We start from the raw sequence: 15,729 nt of genomic DNA, 5'->3' as shown, positions 1-15,729 counted from the left end.
TTCCCGTGCGTACTGCCCACAGCGTCGAGACCGTGCGCGCCGCCGAACGCGCGCTGATGGCCGAACTGCCCGAGGGCGCCCTGATGCAACGGGCCGCCGCGGGGCTCGCGGCCGCCTGCGCCGATCTGCTCCCGCGCGTGTACGGCGCGCGGGTCGTGCTGCTCGTCGGCAGCGGCGACAACGGGGGCGACGCGCTGTACGCCGGGGCGCGGCTGGCCCGGCGCGGTGCCGGGGTGACGGCGGTGCTGCTGGCGCCGGAGCGTACGCACGAGGGCGGGCTCCGGGCGCTGCGGTCGGCGGGGGCGCAAGCCGTCCCGGTGGACGGGGCGGCGCCGGTCGTCGCCCGGGCGGATCTCGTCATGGACGGCATCGTGGGCATCGGCGGCAAGGGCGGCCTGCGTCCGGACGCGGCTCGACTCGTCTCTCTCGTACGGGAATCAGGCGCCCTCGTCGTCGCCGTCGACCTGCCGAGCGGCGTCGAGGCCGACACCGGCGAAGTGCTCGGGGACGCGGTGCGGGCCGACGCGACCGTGACCTTCGGTACGTACAAGCCGGGGCTCCTGATCGACCCGGCGCTTACGTACGCGGGCGCGGTGCGGCTCGTGGACATCGGGCTGTCGCTGCCGCCCGCGCCCGACCTGGAGGCGCTGCAGTACGCGGATGTGGCGGCGCTGCTGCCGGAGCCGGGGGCGTCGAGCGACAAGTACCGGCGGGGTGTCGTCGGGATCGCGGCGGGATCCGCCACGTATCCGGGGGCGGCGGTGCTGGCCGTCGCCGGGGCGTTGCGGGGCGGCGCGGGGGCCGTGCGCTATGTCGGTCCCGCCGCCGACGAGGTGCTCGCGCGCTTCCCCGAGGTGCTGGTGCACGCCGGGCCGCCGTCCGCGGCGGGGCGGGTGCAGGCGTGGGTCGTGGGGCCCGGGATCGGGGACGACGCGGCGCGCGTGGCCGATGTCCTGGCCCAGGACGTGCCGGTGCTCGTCGACGCGGACGGGCTGCGGCTCGCGGATCCCTCGGTGCTGCGGGGGCGTACGGCGCCGACCGTGCTGACTCCGCATGCGGGGGAGGCGGCGGCGCTGCTCGGGGTGTCGCGGGAGTCGGTGGAGTCCGGCCGGCTTTCCGCCGTACGGCGCCTTGCCGCGGAGTTCTCCGCCACGGTGCTGCTCAAGGGGTCGACCACGCTGGTCGCGCCGGCGGGCGGTGGGCCCGTGCGGGTCAATCCGACGGGGTCGGCGTGGCTGGCCACGGCCGGGAGCGGGGATGTGCTGTCGGGGCTGTGCGGGGCGTTGCTGTCGGCGGGGCTCGGTGGGGTGGACGCGGCGTCCGTGGGGGCGTATCTGCATGGGCTTGCGGGGCGGCGGGCGGCTTCGGGTGCGCCCGCGTCGGCTTCGGATGTTGCGGGTGCGCTGCCTGCTGTTTGGCGGGATGTGCGGGGCTGAGGCGTCGTTGCCGGGTGCGGGTCGGTTGCGCCTGCGGCGGGCTTTTCTCCCCGCCCCGCCCCTTCCCGAAACCGGGGCTGCGCCCCGGGCCCCCGTTGACGGAGTCCCCAGGGTGGGTGGGGCCGCGGGGGCTTCGCCCCCTGCATCCCCGCATCCGCACTTCGTGCGGATCTGCTCAAACGCCGCAGGGGCTGGATTGCCGCACGCGCTGGATATACCGCGCGCCTACGGGAGTTCATCCCGATGTGACCGTTTCCTGGTGGGATGAGTCACCGCACCACACCCCGCCGTACACGCCTCACCCTCGCCGCAGCGCTCGTCCTCGCGGCCCTTGCCACCCCCGCCGTCGCGGACCCCGGACCCCCGCCCGTTCCCGCACCGCAGCAGGAGCTGGTGCCCGGTGTGCCGCTCACGCCGTATCACCTGTGGCAGCTGGACACCCCTGATCAGGGCATGGCGCCGCTCGTCTACGAACCCAGTGCCGACGAGGACGCCGTCGAGCCGATGGAGCCGCCGGTCGAGCTCGACGCGCTGATCGAGTACGTACCACCGAGCGAGGTCGTGCGCGGGGCCGCGGCGGCCTTCTGCAGTAAGCGAACCGGGCCGCATCAGCGGAAGGTCGAGCAGTGGCTGAAGCTGCGTGTCGACGGGCGGCAGTCGGCCAAGGACTGTGTCGCCATCCGCAAGTTCCAGCGGGCGCAGGGGATCAGGCCCGACATCGGGTTCGCCGGGCCGGTGACCTGGGCGCGGATGCGCTGGCTGTCCGCCGTACGGGATCCGCAGGCGCTCAAGAAGTGCCCGGCCCGCGCGTACCGCATCGCGTGTGTGGACCTCGCGCGGCAGCTGATGTGGGTGCAGAAGGGCGGGAAGGTGACCTTCGGACCCGTGGCCGTACGGAGCGGCAAGAAGTCGACGCCGACCAGGACCGGCTGGCACAAGGTCTTCTGGAAGCACAAGAACCACTACTCGACGCTGTTCCGCACCCCCATGCCGTACAGCCAGTTCTTCAGCGGCGGGCAGGCCTTCCACGCCGTGTACAGCAGCGTCTACCTCACGTCCGGCTCCCCGGGCTGCGTGAACCTGAGCTACCGCGACGCCAAGCGGCTGTGGAACAAGCTCTACAAGGGGGACCGCGTGTACGTGTGGGGCCGCAGGCCGTGAGGTCCGGGCCGCAGGCCATGAGGTCCGGGTCGCAAGCCCTGAGGCCCGGACGGCGCGCGGGAAGGCGCGGTACCGGTTCTGAGACACTGGGGCGCGATGACTGAGACACCTGTGCGCGTCCGCGCCGAGATCGATCTGGCCGCTCTGCGGGCCAACGTGCGGGTTCTGCGTGCCCGCGCGCCCCGCGCCGCGTTCATGGCCGTGGTGAAGGCGGACGCGTACGGGCACGGGATGGTGCCGTGCGCCAAGGCCGCGGTGCAGGCCGGTGCGACCTGGATCGGGACCGCGACCCCGCAGGAGGCGCTCGCCCTGCGCGCGGCCGGGATCGGCAGTGACGACGCCCGCGTCATGTGCTGGCTGTGGACGCCCGGAGACCCCTGGCGCGAGGCCATCGAGGCGGACATCGACCTCGGCGTGAGCGGCATGTGGGCGCTGCGCGAGCTGACCGCGGCGGCGCGTGCGGCCGGACGCACGGCACGCGTACAGCTGAAGATCGACACCGGGCTCGGCCGCAGTGGCTGTATGCCCGCCGACTGGCCCGAGCTGGTCGAGGCCTGCCTGAAGGCCGAGGCCGAGGGCACGGTCAAGGTGACCGGCATCTGGTCGCACTACGCGTGCGCCGACGAGCCCGGACACCCCTCGATCGCCCTGCAGTCCGCCGAGTTCGCGGACGCGGTGCGGCACGCCGAGGGCGCCGGCCTCAGGCCCGAGGTCCGCCACATCGCCAACTCCCCGGGCACGCTCACGCTGCCCGAGTCCCACTACGACCTCGTACGTCCGGGCATCGCGATGTACGGGCTCTCGCCGAGCCCCGAGGTCGGCACGTCCGAGGAGTTCGGGCTGCGCCCCGTGATGACGCTCCGCTCGCAGCTCGCCCTGGTGAAGCACGTACCGGAGGGTCTCGGCGTCAGTTACGGGCATCACTACGTCACACCCGAGCCCACCACGCTCGGTCTCGTCCCCGTCGGCTACGGCGACGGACTGCCCCGGCACGCCTCCGGGACCGGTCCCGTCCTGGTCGCCGGCAAGCAGCGGACGGCCGCCGGGCGGATCGCCATGGACCAGTTCGTGGTCGATCTGCACGGAGACGAGCCCGCGGTGGGCGACGAGGCGGTCCTCTTCGGCCCGGGCGACCGGGGCGAGCCGACCGCCGAGGACTGGGCGCTGGCGGCGGGCACCATCGGATACGAGATCGTCACTCGCATCGGAACACGCGTACCCCGCGTCTATGTGAACGAGTGACCGGTCCGGTGTACTCGCAGGGCTCGTAACGCAGGAGGCAGGAGCGGCACGTGAGTGACACAGGCACCCAGATCGCCCGGGCCGCCGAGGAGGCGGCCGGCGGCGGCTGGCGCAAGGCGGGCATCGCCGGCGCCGCGATAGGCGTGATCGCCGCGGGCGCGGCGGCCGGTGTCGCCGTCGAGCGGCTCACCGTCGGGCGCGGCATGCGCAAGAAGGCCCGCCTCGCCCTCGACTCCGCGGGTCCCTACGGTTCGCTGCGCGGCCAGCCCGGCAAGGCACAGGCCGACGACGGCACGGTCCTCTACTACGAGGTCGACGAGGTCGAACCCGACAGCTCGCAGGCCCGCCGCAAGCGCCGCCTCTTCGGCCGCAAGGCCCCCGCGCCCGTCACCGTGGTCTTCTCGCACGGCTACTGCCTCAGCCAGGACTCCTGGCACTTCCAGCGCGCGGCCCTGCGCGGTGTCGTGCGCACCGTCTACTGGGACCAGCGCAGCCACGGCCGATCGGAGCGCGGCAAGGCGCAGACGGAGCAGCGGGAGCCGGTCACCATCGACCAGCTGGGCCGCGATCTGAAGGCCGTGATCGACGAGGCCGCGCCCGAGGGTCCGCTCGTCCTGGTCGGTCACTCCATGGGCGGCATGACCGTGATGGCGATGGCCGACCAGTTCCCCGAGCTGGTCCGCGACCGCGTCGTGGGCGTCGCCTTCGTGGGCACGTCGTCGGGCCGGCTCGGCGAGGTCAACTACGGTCTGCCCGTCGCGGGCATGAACGCCGTACGCAGGGTTCTGCCCGGTGTGCTCAAGGCGCTCGGTTCGCGCGTCGAGCTGGTCGAGCGGGCGCGCGGCGCGACCGCGGACCTGTTCGCGGGCATCATCAAGCGCTACTCGTTCGCGTCCCGCGAGGTGGATCCGGCCGTCGCGCGCTTCGCCGAACGGCTCATCGAGTCGACCCCCATCGATGTGGTCGCGGAGTTCTATCCGGCCTTCGGCGACCACGACAAGCAGGCGGCTCTACGGCACTTCGCGGAGGTCCCCGTCCTGGTGCTCGCCGGCGACAAGGACCTGGTCACGCCCAGCGAGCACAGCGAGGCGATCGCCGACGAGCTGCCCGAGGCCGAGCTGGTGATCGTGCCGGACGCGGGGCACCTGGTGATGCTGGAGCACCCTGAGCTGGTCATGGACCGTCTCGCCGATCTTCTGGCGCGTGCGGGGGTGGCCGCGCCGGCCGCTAACGTGGTTGCCCATGGAAGCACCGCACATCCCGGCACCTAGCGTGCGTATCACCGTCAACTCCCCCGAGCAGATGGGGGAGTTGGGCCTGCGCCTCGCCAAGATCCTGCGCGCCGGTGACCTCGTGATGCTCAACGGCGAGCTCGGCGCCGGCAAGACCACGCTCACCCGCGGCCTCGGCGCGGGCCTCGGTGTCCGCGGCGCCGTCACCTCGCCGACCTTCGTCATCGCCCGCGTCCACCCCTCGCTGGGTGACGGACCGCCGCTGGTCCACGTGGACGCGTACCGCCTCGGCGGCGGCCTCGACGAGATGGAGGACCTCGACCTCGATGTCTCGCTGCCCGAGTCCGTGATCGTCGTGGAGTGGGGCGAGGGCAAGGTCGAGGAGCTCACGGACGACCGGCTGCACGTGGTGATCCACCGCGAGGAGGGATTGGGGTCTCCCCTGCTCGAGCGAAGCCGAGAGCTTGGGGAAGCCACCTCGGATGTACGGACCGTCACGCTGACCGGTCTCGGTGCGCGCTGGGCCGGAGTGGACCTGGAGTCGCTCGCGGCCTGAGGTGCACCACAGGCCGGGCGATCGTTTCCGACAAGCCGTCGGCAAGATATTGCGTACCGGGCGCGCCCCGTGTTCACATGGAGTCCAAGACTTGGTTAGGGCTGCCTAACCACGCCCTGCACTCGGGAGGCACCATGTCGGCCCCGGAACGTGAGACACCCAAGGTGCAGCCGTCGATGAGCGATCTGCTCGCGTCCTGCGCCGCGGCCACCGCTGTCTCCACCCCACCGGTGTTCCCCGCGCGCGTCCCGGGCGAGGGCTTCGAGGACGGGCAACGAGAAGCGGCGCCGCACCGCGACGCCGCCTGACTTCCGTACCGGCTCGGGGGCCTGATCGACCACGACCCCTGCGGGGCCCTGATCGACCACGACCCCTGCGGGGCCCTGATCGACCGCGACTCCTGCGGGGTCCTAATCGACCACGACCACGCTGGTCCCCACCGTCGCGAACTCCCACATCGCCCGGCCGTCCTCGCGCGACTCCCGGATGCCGCCGGTCTTCCGCGAGGGGTCCGGCTTCGGGGTGGAGCCGTCCTGGGCCGCGCTGAATCCGATGGTCACGCCGTCGTTCGACGCGAAGCGCACGACGTGCTCGATCGCCACCCCGTCTGAGCCGGTGATCGAACCGGAGCGCGTCGTCACCGCGTACTCGCCCGGCAGCGGATCGACCGTGCTCGGGGTGACCTTGAAGGTGCGCGTGACCTTGTTGCCCTCGCCGACCAGCCAGACGCGGTCGGAACCCAGCGAGTACACGACCCGCTCGCCCTGCCCGGACTGGGCGGGCAGCGCATCGGGCTTGGTCTTGCCGCCGGGCTGCTGCGAAGTGCTCGCCGACGTGGTCGGCGTCTTGGGCTTGCCGAGCGTGTCCGGGGCGGAGGCCGAGGCCTGATAGGCGAGGAAGCCGACCGCCGCGAGCGCCGCCGCGGTCAGCCCGGCCACGAATCCCGAGCTGCTGCGTGCCACGAGCTACCTCCACACCCTTCGTACATACGACTGGGTACGTCATATACGTACAGAGAGCGACGCTACCAGCCGGGCCCTCCTCGGCTCGGGCGCCGTGCCCCGCCCTCGTACGCCGTAGGCTGTTCGCGTGCTCTTGCTCGCTCTGGATACCGCCACCCCCGCCGTCACGGCCGCCCTGCACGACGGCCGGACCGTCCTCGCCGAGTCGAGCAGTGTCGACGCGCGCAGACACGGTGAGCTGCTGCTTCCGGCCGTCGACCGGGTGCTCGCCGAGGCGGGCGTGAAACTGGACGCCGTCACCCAGATCGTGGTCGGTACGGGCCCCGGTCCGTACACCGGACTGCGCGTCGGTCTGATGACCGCCATGACCTTCGGCTCGGCGCTCGGCACTCCCGTGCACGGTCTGTGCACGCTGGACGGACTCGCGTACGCCTCGGGTCTCGAAGGCGACTTCGTCGTCGCGACGGACGCGCGCCGCAAAGAGGTCTACTGGGCGCGCTACGACGGCTCCCGTACGCGGGTGACCGAGCCGGCCGTCGATCGCCCCGCCGAGATCGCCGAGCAGGTCGCGGGCCTTCCCGCGGTCGGCGCGGGTGCGCTGCTCTACCCCGACACGTTCCCGGACGCGCGCGCCCCCGAGCACGTCAGCGCCGGTGCGCTCGCCGCGCTCGCCGCCGAGAAGCTCGCCGCGGGCGAGGAACTCACCGAGCCGCGGCCGCTCTACCTGCGGCGCCCGGACGCCCAGGTGCCCAAGAACTACAAGGTGGTCACCCCCAAGTGACCCCCGTACTGCGCGAGATGCGCTGGTGGGACATCGAGCCGGTCCTCGAACTCGAGAAGGACCTCTTCCCCGACGACGCCTGGTCGCGGGGGATGTTCTGGTCCGAGCTCGCGCACGCGCGCGGCGCCGGAGCATCGCGCCGCTATGTCACCGCGAAGGAAGGCGAGCGGATCGTCGGCTACGCGGGCCTCGCGGCCGTCGGCGGGCTCGGCGACGTGCAGACCATCGCCGTGGCCCGCGACCACCAGGGCACGGGGCTCGGCTCGGCGCTGCTCACCGATCTGCTGCGGCACGCCACCGCCTTCGAGTGCACCGAGGTGCTGCTCGAAGTGCGCGTGGACAACGCCCGCGCCCAGAAGCTCTACGAACGCTTCGGCTTCGAACCCATCGGTTTCAGACGCGGCTACTACCAGCCCGGCAATGTCGACGCCCTGGTGATGCGCCTGACCGACCCCTCGACCGCCACCGCATCCCCCTTCGGGGAAGAAGTACAAGGAACCGAGACCCATGGCTGACGAACCGCTCGTACTGGGCATCGAGACCAGCTGCGACGAGACCGGCGTCGGCATCGTGCGCGGCACCACCCTGCTCGCCGACGCCGTCGCCTCCAGCGTCGACGAGCACGCCCGCTTCGGCGGTGTGGTCCCCGAGGTCGCCTCGCGCGCGCACCTCGAAGCGATGGTGCCGACGATCGAGCGCGCCCTGAAGGACGCGGGTGTCAGCGCCCGCGACCTCGACGGCATCTCGGTGACCGCCGGGCCCGGTCTCGCGGGTGCGCTGCTCGTCGGCGTCTCGGCCGCGAAGGCGTACGCGTACGCGCTCGGCAAGCCGCTGTACGGGGTCAACCACCTCGCCTCGCACATCTGCGTGGACCAGCTGGAGCACGGCCCGCTGCCCGAGCCGACGATGGCGCTGCTCGTCTCCGGCGGCCACTCCTCGCTGCTGCTCTCCGCCGACATCACCTCGGACGTCCGGCCGCTGGGCGCGACCATCGACGACGCGGCCGGCGAGGCCTTCGACAAGATCGCCCGCGTGCTCAACCTGGGCTTCCCCGGCGGCCCGGTCATCGACCGGTACGCCAAGGAGGGCGACCCGAACGCGATCGCCTTCCCGCGCGGTCTGACGGGCCCCCGCGACCCCGCGTACGACTTCTCCTTCTCCGGTCTGAAGACCGCCGTCGCGCGCTGGATCGAGGCGAAGCGCAATGCGGGCGAGGACGTTCCCGTACGGGATGTGTCGGCGTCCTTCCAGGAGGCCGTCGTCGACGTGCTCACCCGCAAGGCCGTCCGTGCCTGCAAGGACGAGGGCGTCGAGCACCTGATGATCGGCGGCGGTGTGGCCGCCAACTCGCGGCTGCGCGCCCTGGCCCAGGAGCGCTGCGACAAGGCCGGCATCCAGCTGCGCGTACCGCGCCCGAAGCTGTGCACGGACAACGGCGCGATGGTCGCGGCGCTCGGTGCCGAGATGGTGGCCCGGGGTCGGTCCGCCTCGGACTGGGACCTGTCGGCGGACTCCTCGCTGCCGGTCACGGAGCCGCATGTGCCGGGGCACGCGCACACGCACAGCCACGACCACGTGCACGAGACGGCGAAGGACAACCTGTACGGGTAGCCCGGTTCCGGGTACCCGGCGGGCATGACGACTTCTTCGCAACCACCCGCGTGCGACGAGGTGTTGGCCCGTCGCGGCGGCCGACTGCCCGACCTCACCGATGTCCTGTGGATGGACCTCGTCATCTATGCCGCCGCGCTCCTGCTGGCCGCCGGCCTCCTGTGCTGGATCGGCTGGGGCTGGCTCGAACGTCGGCACGGTGTACGCGGCGCACAGCGGCACCAGGACGAGCGGGGCGACTATCTGCCGGGCCGCCGTCCGCGGGCCCGGCTGTTCTGCCTCGCGCTCGCGGCCGTGGGGGCGCTGGTGCTGCTCGGCTTCGGGGCCGGGCTGCAGGGGCGCTCCGGCGAGGCGGGGGAACCCGCCGGGTTGCTGCTGGGGGCGGGGGCGGTCGGCCTCGCCTTGTGCCTGGTCGCAGGCGTGTTCTGGCGCCCGCGCCCCTGGCCGGAACGAGCCGGTGACGACCCCCGGAAAAAATCTTCGGAAGAATCCGCGGAGCATGTCGATCCGGGCGGTGCCCGTTCGACGCATGGGTGAGAGGCAGGGAAACGGTCCCTCCTCCGCACCGGCCAGAGGAGTCACCATGCCGCGCTACATGTCGCTGATCCGCATCGACGAGAACAACAACCCCGGCGGTCCGAGCGAGGAGCTCATGGAGCGCATGGGCAAGCTCATGGAGGAGATGACCAAGGCGGGCGTGCTGCTCGACACCTCCGGTCTGCACCCGACCTCCGAGGGCAAGCGCGTGCTCTACAGCGGCGGCGAACTCTCCGTCACCGACGGCCCGTTCACCGAGACCAAGGAGGTCATCGGCGGGTACGCGGTCTTCCAGACCAAGGACGAGGCCGAGGCCCTGGAGTGGACCAAGCGCTTCCTCAAGGTCCACGAGGAAGAGTGGACGATCACCTGCGAGCTGCGCGAGATCGTCGAGGGCTGACCTACGGGGTGGGCGCGGGGTGGCCGACGAGCATCGTCGGCGCCCCCGCCACCCGCGTCAGGAACACGGTGGCGGAGTTCCGCCCCTGCAGCTTCATCTTCTTGCGCAGCTCCTCCGGCTCGACCGCGGAGCCGCGCTTCTTGACGGTCAGGATCCCGACCTCGCGCTCCCGCAATAGGGCCTTCAACTTCTTGATGTTGAACGGGAGCCGGTCCGTGATCTCGTACGAGGTGGCGTACGGCGTGCTGTGCAGTTCATCAGCCGTGACGTAGGCGATCATCGGGTCGATCAGGCCGCCGCCGACCGCCTGCGCGACCTCGGCGACCAGGTGGGCGCGGATGACCGCGCCGTCGGGTTCGTACAGAAAGCGCCCCACCGGCCGCGGCTCGGGGTCCGGCAGCATCGCCCTGCGCGGGGACCGCAGCGAGGCCCCGGCCGGCAGCAGCGTCGCGCCGAACGTGCCGGGCCGCGTCCCGAACCAGAGCACGGCCTCCTTCACATCGCCGGAATCCGAGATCCACTCGGCGTACACGTCCTCGGGGACGGCCTCGTGCGGCACACCCGGCGCGATCTTCAGCGCGGCGTGCGGGGCCTTGCGGGCCGCCTCGATCGCCCAGGACAGCGGCGGTGAGTACGCCTCGGGGTCGAAGATCCGGCCGCGGCCGCCGCGCCGTGCGGGGTCCACGAAGACGGCGTCGTACGCGGAGGTGTCGACGTCCGTGACATCGGCCTCGCGCACCTCGATGAGGTCGGCAAGGCCGAGCGCCTCGGCATTGGCGCGCGCCACCTCGCAGGTCAGCGGGTCGCGGTCGACCGCGAGTACCGAGATGCTCTCGCGGGCCAGCGCGATCGCGTCGCCGCCGATGCCGCAGCACAGGTCGGCGAGCGAGCGCACCCCGAGCCCCTTGAACTCCCTTGCCCGGTACGCCGCGACGCTGGTGCGCGTCGCCTGCTCGACCCCGTTCGGCGTGAAGAACATCCGCGCCGCGTCCGCCCCGAACTTCGCCGCCGCTCGCTGCCGCAGCCGGGCCTGGGCCAGCGCCGCGGAGACCAGCTCGGGCGCGTACGTGCGGCGCAGCCGCGTGGCGAGGGCGAGCTCCTGGGCCGGGTCGTGGTCGCTGAGCTCGGCGAGCAGGGCGCGGCCCCCGTCGGTGAGCAGGGCGCGGAATGCTGTCTCGTCCAGGGGCGCGTTCACCACGCCATTGTCCGCCACCCCGTGTCCCTGTCGGCCAGTCGGTGGATCGTGCGCGCCGCGGCGGTGCTGTCGGCCGGGTCCACGCCTTCGGCGCTGACAGGATCCGGCCCCATGCAACTAGTAAGACAAAACGACAAAAATCGGTTGCGTCTGGCCGTGTCCGGGGTGGCCCTCATCGCCACCACCGCCCTCGTCGCGACCGCCTGTTCCAGCGGCGGCGGCAGCGAGCCGGTCAAGCCCGCGCCCGGCCAGCAGGCCGCCGCCCTCGCCAAGCAGCGTGCCGCCGCGCACGCCGCCAAGGTCGCGGCGGTCAAGCGCTGGGGTCTGGCCAAGATGCCGCTCACCGCGCCCGAGGCGCCGTCGAAGAAGACGAAGCCGACCACCCGTAAGGGATTCGAGGTGCCGGGGCAGAAGGATCTGCCGCATGTCTTCACCACGATCCCGACCAAGGACAAGGTCGTCTTCCTGACGATCGACGACGGGGCCGAGAAGGATCCGCAGTTCCTCAAAATGATGAGCGATCTGAAGATCCCGTACACCGCCTTCCTCAGCGACTACCTGGTCAAGGAGGACTACGGCTACTTCAAGAAGATGCAGGACCGCGGCGTGGTCCTGAACAACCACACGCTCAACCACCGGTACATGCCCGGACTCTCGTACGGCCAGCAGAAGCGTGAGATCTGCGGGATGCAGGACGTCATCGAGAAGCGCTACGGCAAGCGGCCCGAGCTCTTCCGCCCGCCGTACGGCAACTACAACCGCGACACCCTGCGCGCCGCGAAGGCCTGCGGGATCAAGGCCGTGCCGCTGTGGAACGCCGAGGTCTTCGTGGACCGCATGGACTACCGCGAGTGGGACCGCGACATCCACCCCGGCGACATCGTCCTCACGCACTTCCGCGGCAAGGAGGACTGGAAGGGCTCGATGCCCGACATGATCCGCAAGTTCATGAAGATGGTCACCGACAAGGGATACGCGGTGGCCCGCCTCGAGGACTACCTGTGAGGGCGGGGCTGTGAGGGCCGCGCACCGGCTGCTCGCCGGAGTGCTCGCGGCCGGTGCGCTTGCTCTCAGTGGGTGTCTGACCGGCTGTGCTCAGTCCGTGGACCCGATCGAACGGCTCGGGCGCAAGGCCGCGCAGAAGGTCGAGGAGCGCCGCGTCAGCCAGGCCACCGCGCGCCGCTGGGGCCTGGACGGACCGCTCGCACCCGCACCGAAGCCGCCGCGGCGGCAGGCGTTCAAGGGGGCGGGGCCCGGTCTTCCGCCGGTGCTCGACCGTGTGCCGACCAAGGACAAGGTCGTCTTCCTGACCTTCGACGACGGTGCGGAGCGCGATCCCCGGTTCGTCCGGATGGTGCGCGAACTGCGGCTGCCCGTCTCGATGTTCCTCACCGACAGCGTGGCGGGACCGGGCTACGCGCACTTCGGCGAGCTGGCCTCGGTGGGCGCCACGGTGCAGAACCACACGCTCGACCACCCGTACCTGCCGGGTCTTCCCTACGAGGGGCAGCGCTGGGAGATCTGCGGCCAGCAGGACAAGCTCAAGGCGCGCTTCGGGCAGCGGCCGCGGCTGTTCCGGCCGCCGTACGGCGAGTACAACGCGGACACGCTGCGGGCCGCGGCGGACTGCGGGATCTCGGCGGTGGTGCTGTGGCGGGCCTCGATGCAGATCAACGATCTGCGGTACGCCGAGGGCGCCAGGCTGCGGCCAGGGGATGTGATCCTGGCCCACTTCCGCGGCCCGGACGAGCTGCGCGGTGCGTCCCTGACCGACATGACCACGCGGATGCTGCGCAGGATCCAGGAGCAGGGCTACACGGTGGCGCGGCTTGAGGACTACCTCTGATCCGCGCTCTCCTCGGCCGCCGCCGCCCGGTGGCGGCCCGCGCTGTCGCTGATCCGCAGCAGGATCGCGATCATCACCCAGTTCGCGACGAGAGACGAGCCGCCCTTCGCGAGGAACGGCAGGGCCTTGCCCGTCAGCGGTATCAACCCGGTGACGCCGCCCGCGACCACGAACACCTGGAGCATCAGGGCCGCGGAGAGGCCGGCCGCGAGCAGTTTGCCGAAGGGGTCGCGGGCGAGCAGGGCGGTGCGCAGACCGCGCTGGACGAGCAGGGCGTAGAGCAGCAGGACGGCGGTCAGGCCGGCGAGCCCGAGCTCCTCGCCCACCGTGGTCAGGATGAAGTCGCTGCGGCCGGCGAACGCGATCAGCTCGGGATGGCCCTGCCCGAGCCCGGTGCCGGTCAGGCCGCCGCTGCCGAAGCTGAACAGGGCCTGCGCCAGCTGATCGGAGCCGCTGCCGTCCTTCGCGTAGACGGCGAAGGGGTCGAGCCAGGCCTCGACGCGGCCGTGCACATGGGGTTCGAGCGAGCCGACGACGAAGGCGCCCAGCGAGGCCATCAGGAGACCGGTCACGATCCAGCTGGTGCGCTGCGTGGCCGCGTACAGCATCACGACGAAGAGACCGAAGAAGATCAGCGAGGTGCCCAGGTCCCGCTCGAAGATCAGCACGAGCAGGCTGACCGCCCAGATCGCGAGGATCGGGCCGAACTGACGGCCCGGCGGCAGGCGCATGCCGAGCACCTTGCGGCCGGTCAGGGCGAGGGCGTTGCGGTTGAGCGTGAGATAGCCGGCGAAGAACACCGCGATCATGATCTTCACGAACTCGCCCGGCTGGAAGGACAGTCCGCCGAGGTAGATCCACCGCTTGGCGCCGTAGGTGTCGCCGGGGAAGAAGGCGGGCGCCATCAGGAGGACGAGCGAGACGGCCATCGTCACGTAGATGTACCGCTGCAGCCGGCGGTGGTCGCGCAGCGCCACGAGCACCCCGATGCAGACCGCGACCCCGATCACGGACCACATCAGCTGTCCGCTCGCGGTCGGGTCCGAGCCGTACCGGCGGGCGTAGGCGGGGTCGAGGCGGTGCAGCAGGACGAGACCGAGGCCGGTGATCAGGACGGCGAGCGGCAGGATCAGCGGATCCGCGTAGGGCGCGAACCGGCGTACGGCGAGATGGGCGGCGAAGGACAGCAGGGCCATGCTGAGCGCGAACTGGCCGAGGTTGCCGGGCAGTTCGCCGTGCACGGCGAGGCCTGCCGTGGCCTGTCCGAAGGTGGTGATCGCGACGACGAGGAGCAGCAGCAGCGCCTCGGTGCGGCGGTGTCCGGCGGCGAGGAGTGAGCTGCCGCGGATCCGTGGTGGGTGGGCCGCCGGAGGTTCCTGCGTGATGAAGGGAGTCTCCGCCGCCATCCACCCGTCCGTTTCGCTCGGTTTGCTGCTCTTGTGCCGGTTTCTCCGCGAGGAAGACGTGGTGGGGGGCGTCGCGGTTGCCGTCGGTGAGACGCATCACGCGAGGTGAGGGTTCCCGGATGCTTCTCCGCATGGCCGGCTCAAGCCTCGTATAGCTGTGATGTTTCCGTTATCGAGGGACGTGCAACATTTCGGCGTTTCCAGAGTCTCTAAAGGGGTGTAGGTGCTGATCTGATGCAGGGGGAGTTGTGCGCTCGAACCGAATACGCCTGTCGGCGGTTGCTCTGCTGTCCGCGGCGACGCTGTTTTTGAGCGGCTGCAGTCAGGGCGGTGACCCGGCCGAGAACGCGGCGAACGAAGTCGCGGCCAGTGAGGCCCCCGCGTCGGAGAAGCCCGAGCCGAGCGAGAAGCCGAGCCCGACGAAGGAGACCGACGAGGTCGTCCTCAAGCCCGGCGACAACTCCGACAAGGTGCGTGAGCTCCAGGCCCGCCTCGTCCAGGTCAAGCACCTCAAGGCAGTGCCGAACGGCAACTACGGGCCGGCCACCGAGGGTGGTGTGGCCGAGTACCAGGCGGCGCAGAAGCTCGAGGTCACAGGCATCGTCACCGCCTCCACCTGGGAGCAGCTGACCTCCCAGACGAAGGCGCCCACGAAGGACGAGCTGTTCCCGAAGAAGCAGGTGCTCGGGCACGGCGACAACAACGACAAGGTGCGCGAGCTGCAGGCCCGCCTCAAGCAGCTGGATCACTTCAAGGACAAGCCGACCGGGTTCTACGGCGATGTCACGCTGGCTGCCGTCAAGGCGTACCAGCAGGCCGCGGGGCTCGAGCCGACCGGGACCGTGTTCGAGGACACCTGGGAGAAGCTCACGTCCCAGACCCGTCAGCCCACGGCGGACGAGCTGAAGCCGCCGGTGGAGCTGCCGACGGTGGACGCGTCCCAGGCCGATCTGGACGACCGGTGCATGACCGGGCGTGTGCTGTGCATCTCGAAGACCTCCAAGAAGCTGGCCTGGGTGATCGACGGCAAGGTGCACAAGCTGCTCGACGTCCGGTTCGGGGCGAAGGGGTACGAGACGCGTGAAGGCGTGTTCTCCGTGTACTGGAAGAGCCGCGAGCACGTGTCGACGATCTACGACTCGGCGATGCCGTTCGCGATGTTCTTCGACGGCGGCCAGGCCGTGCACTACTCCGAGAACTTCGCGCAGAACGGCTACACCGGCGGCTCGTACGGCTGCGTCAACGTCCGCGACTACGAGGGCATCAAGTGGCTCTTCGACACCCAGGTGAAGACGGGCGACAAGGTGGTCATCCACTGGTAGTGGCCCGCCCGTAGCCCCTTGTCCGCCGGCGGCGGCGACACC

General features: G+C 71.2%; 17 protein-coding genes. 14 read left to right on the top strand and 3 right to left on the bottom strand.

Annotation, left to right across the window (positions count from 1 at the left end):
- Positions 1-5: 5 nt before the first annotated feature.
- From H9Y04_RS32805 to H9Y04_RS32780, 6 genes are all read left to right on the top strand, one after another.
- Positions 6-1,436, top strand: a complete 1,431-nt coding sequence (locus tag H9Y04_RS32805; RefSeq protein WP_187817739.1) for an NAD(P)H-hydrate dehydratase — start codon at positions 6-8, stop codon at positions 1,434-1,436.
- 264 nt (positions 1,437-1,700) lie between these two features.
- Positions 1,701-2,597: a L,D-transpeptidase family protein gene (locus H9Y04_RS32800; protein WP_187817738.1), complete on the top strand. Its 897-nt coding sequence runs from the start codon at positions 1,701-1,703 to the stop codon at positions 2,595-2,597.
- A gap of 96 nt (positions 2,598-2,693) precedes the next feature.
- Positions 2,694-3,839 (top strand): alanine racemase, encoded by a 1,146-nt coding sequence (gene alr, locus H9Y04_RS32795; RefSeq protein WP_187817737.1) that lies wholly within the window; start codon positions 2,694-2,696, stop codon positions 3,837-3,839.
- A 50-nt stretch (positions 3,840-3,889) separates the two neighbouring features.
- Positions 3,890-5,110 carry an alpha/beta fold hydrolase gene (locus H9Y04_RS32790; RefSeq protein WP_187817736.1) on the top strand — a complete coding sequence of 407 codons (1,221 nt, stop codon included), beginning with the start codon at positions 3,890-3,892 and terminating at the stop codon, positions 5,108-5,110.
- A complete protein-coding gene (gene tsaE / locus H9Y04_RS32785; protein ID WP_187817735.1) occupies positions 5,082-5,627 on the top strand; it encodes a tRNA (adenosine(37)-N6)-threonylcarbamoyltransferase complex ATPase subunit type 1 TsaE in 546 nt (181 codons plus the stop codon). Before H9Y04_RS32790 ends, tsaE begins: the two co-directional genes overlap by 29 nt.
- Positions 5,628-5,761: 134 nt before the next feature.
- Positions 5,762-5,935 (top strand): hypothetical protein, encoded by a 174-nt coding sequence (locus H9Y04_RS32780; RefSeq protein WP_187817734.1) that lies wholly within the window; start codon positions 5,762-5,764, stop codon positions 5,933-5,935.
- A 102-nt stretch (positions 5,936-6,037) separates the two neighbouring features.
- Here the strand turns inward: H9Y04_RS32780 and H9Y04_RS32775 are convergent, their stop codons facing one another.
- Positions 6,038-6,589, bottom strand: a complete 552-nt coding sequence (locus tag H9Y04_RS32775; protein WP_187817733.1) for a hypothetical protein — start codon at positions 6,587-6,589, stop codon at positions 6,038-6,040.
- Between the two features lie 127 nt (positions 6,590-6,716).
- Between H9Y04_RS32775 and tsaB the strand changes: the two genes are divergently transcribed.
- Genes tsaB through H9Y04_RS32750 form a run of 5 tightly spaced genes read left to right on the top strand, consistent with a single transcriptional unit; the run spans position 6,717 to position 9,918 of the window.
- Complete coding sequence (tsaB, locus tag H9Y04_RS32770) at positions 6,717-7,370, top strand: tRNA (adenosine(37)-N6)-threonylcarbamoyltransferase complex dimerization subunit type 1 TsaB (RefSeq protein WP_187817732.1); 654 nt, start codon at positions 6,717-6,719, stop codon at positions 7,368-7,370.
- A 17-nt stretch (positions 7,371-7,387) separates the two neighbouring features.
- Positions 7,388-7,885 (top strand): ribosomal protein S18-alanine N-acetyltransferase, encoded by a 498-nt coding sequence (gene rimI, locus H9Y04_RS32765; protein ID WP_187817787.1) that lies wholly within the window; start codon positions 7,388-7,390, stop codon positions 7,883-7,885.
- On the top strand, positions 7,878-8,981 hold the full coding sequence (gene tsaD / locus H9Y04_RS32760) for a tRNA (adenosine(37)-N6)-threonylcarbamoyltransferase complex transferase subunit TsaD (protein WP_187817731.1): 1,104 nt from the start codon (positions 7,878-7,880) through the stop codon (positions 8,979-8,981). Before rimI ends, tsaD begins: the two co-directional genes overlap by 8 nt.
- A gap of 24 nt (positions 8,982-9,005) precedes the next feature.
- Complete coding sequence (locus H9Y04_RS32755; RefSeq protein ID WP_187817730.1) at positions 9,006-9,518, top strand: hypothetical protein; 513 nt, start codon at positions 9,006-9,008, stop codon at positions 9,516-9,518.
- A gap of 46 nt (positions 9,519-9,564) precedes the next feature.
- Entirely contained in the window at positions 9,565-9,918 is a 354-nt protein-coding gene (locus H9Y04_RS32750) for a YciI family protein (protein WP_187817729.1), read from the top strand.
- A 1-nt stretch (position 9,919) separates the two neighbouring features.
- Here the strand turns inward: H9Y04_RS32750 and H9Y04_RS32745 are convergent, their stop codons facing one another.
- Positions 9,920-11,113 carry a class I SAM-dependent methyltransferase gene (locus H9Y04_RS32745; RefSeq protein WP_438818181.1) on the bottom strand — a complete coding sequence of 398 codons (1,194 nt, stop codon included), beginning with the start codon at positions 11,111-11,113 and terminating at the stop codon, positions 9,920-9,922.
- 111 nt (positions 11,114-11,224) lie between these two features.
- Between H9Y04_RS32745 and H9Y04_RS32740 the strand changes: the two genes are divergently transcribed.
- Both H9Y04_RS32740 and H9Y04_RS32735 read left to right on the top strand, forming a co-directional pair.
- On the top strand, positions 11,225-12,118 hold the full coding sequence (locus tag H9Y04_RS32740; protein ID WP_187817727.1) for a polysaccharide deacetylase family protein: 894 nt from the start codon (positions 11,225-11,227) through the stop codon (positions 12,116-12,118).
- 10 nt (positions 12,119-12,128) lie between these two features.
- The gene (locus H9Y04_RS32735) at positions 12,129-12,959 is read left to right on the top strand and encodes a polysaccharide deacetylase family protein (protein ID WP_438818180.1); all 831 of its coding nucleotides are present in this window, start codon (positions 12,129-12,131) and stop codon (positions 12,957-12,959) included.
- On the opposite strand, the gene H9Y04_RS32730 is transcribed toward H9Y04_RS32735, so the two are convergent.
- Positions 12,950-14,365, bottom strand: coding sequence for an FtsW/RodA/SpoVE family cell cycle protein (locus H9Y04_RS32730; protein ID WP_187817726.1), 1,416 nt, complete (start codon positions 14,363-14,365; stop codon positions 12,950-12,952). The two genes, H9Y04_RS32735 and H9Y04_RS32730, sit on opposite strands and share 10 nt — an antisense overlap.
- A gap of 248 nt (positions 14,366-14,613) precedes the next feature.
- Between H9Y04_RS32730 and H9Y04_RS32725 the strand changes: the two genes are divergently transcribed.
- Entirely contained in the window at positions 14,614-15,687 is a 1,074-nt protein-coding gene (locus tag H9Y04_RS32725; RefSeq protein WP_214661848.1) for a L,D-transpeptidase family protein, read from the top strand.
- The last annotated feature ends 42 nt before the right edge of the window (positions 15,688-15,729 follow it).

This window comes from Streptomyces polyasparticus (genome assembly GCF_014493765.1).
In the GTDB taxonomy this organism is placed as follows: domain Bacteria; phylum Actinomycetota; class Actinomycetes; order Streptomycetales; family Streptomycetaceae; genus Streptomyces; species Streptomyces polyasparticus.
Note: the sequence above shows the minus strand (reverse complement) of the source record. Positions and strands in the feature narration are given on the sequence as shown.

What these genes read in the sequence shown, in the direction of transcription:
- H9Y04_RS32800 (WP_187817738.1), top strand. Translation starts at nt 1,701, where the DNA reads ATGAGTCACCGCACCACACCCCGCCGTACACGCCTCACCCTCGCCGCA.
- alr (WP_187817737.1), top strand. Translation starts at nt 2,694, where the DNA reads ATGACTGAGACACCTGTGCGCGTCCGCGCCGAGATCGATCTGGCCGCT.
- tsaE (WP_187817735.1), top strand. Translation starts at nt 5,082, where the DNA reads ATGGAAGCACCGCACATCCCGGCACCTAGCGTGCGTATCACCGTCAAC.
- H9Y04_RS32780 (WP_187817734.1), top strand. Translation starts at nt 5,762, where the DNA reads ATGTCGGCCCCGGAACGTGAGACACCCAAGGTGCAGCCGTCGATGAGC.
- rimI (WP_187817787.1), top strand. Translation starts at nt 7,388, where the DNA reads ATGCGCTGGTGGGACATCGAGCCGGTCCTCGAACTCGAGAAGGACCTC.
- tsaD (WP_187817731.1), top strand. Translation starts at nt 7,878, where the DNA reads ATGGCTGACGAACCGCTCGTACTGGGCATCGAGACCAGCTGCGACGAG.
- H9Y04_RS32755 (WP_187817730.1), top strand. Translation starts at nt 9,006, where the DNA reads ATGACGACTTCTTCGCAACCACCCGCGTGCGACGAGGTGTTGGCCCGT.
- H9Y04_RS32750 (WP_187817729.1), top strand. Translation starts at nt 9,565, where the DNA reads ATGCCGCGCTACATGTCGCTGATCCGCATCGACGAGAACAACAACCCC.
- H9Y04_RS32740 (WP_187817727.1), top strand. Translation starts at nt 11,225, where the DNA reads ATGCAACTAGTAAGACAAAACGACAAAAATCGGTTGCGTCTGGCCGTG.
- H9Y04_RS32730 (WP_187817726.1), bottom strand. Translation starts at nt 14,365, where the DNA reads ATGGCGGCGGAGACTCCCTTCATCACGCAGGAACCTCCGGCGGCCCAC.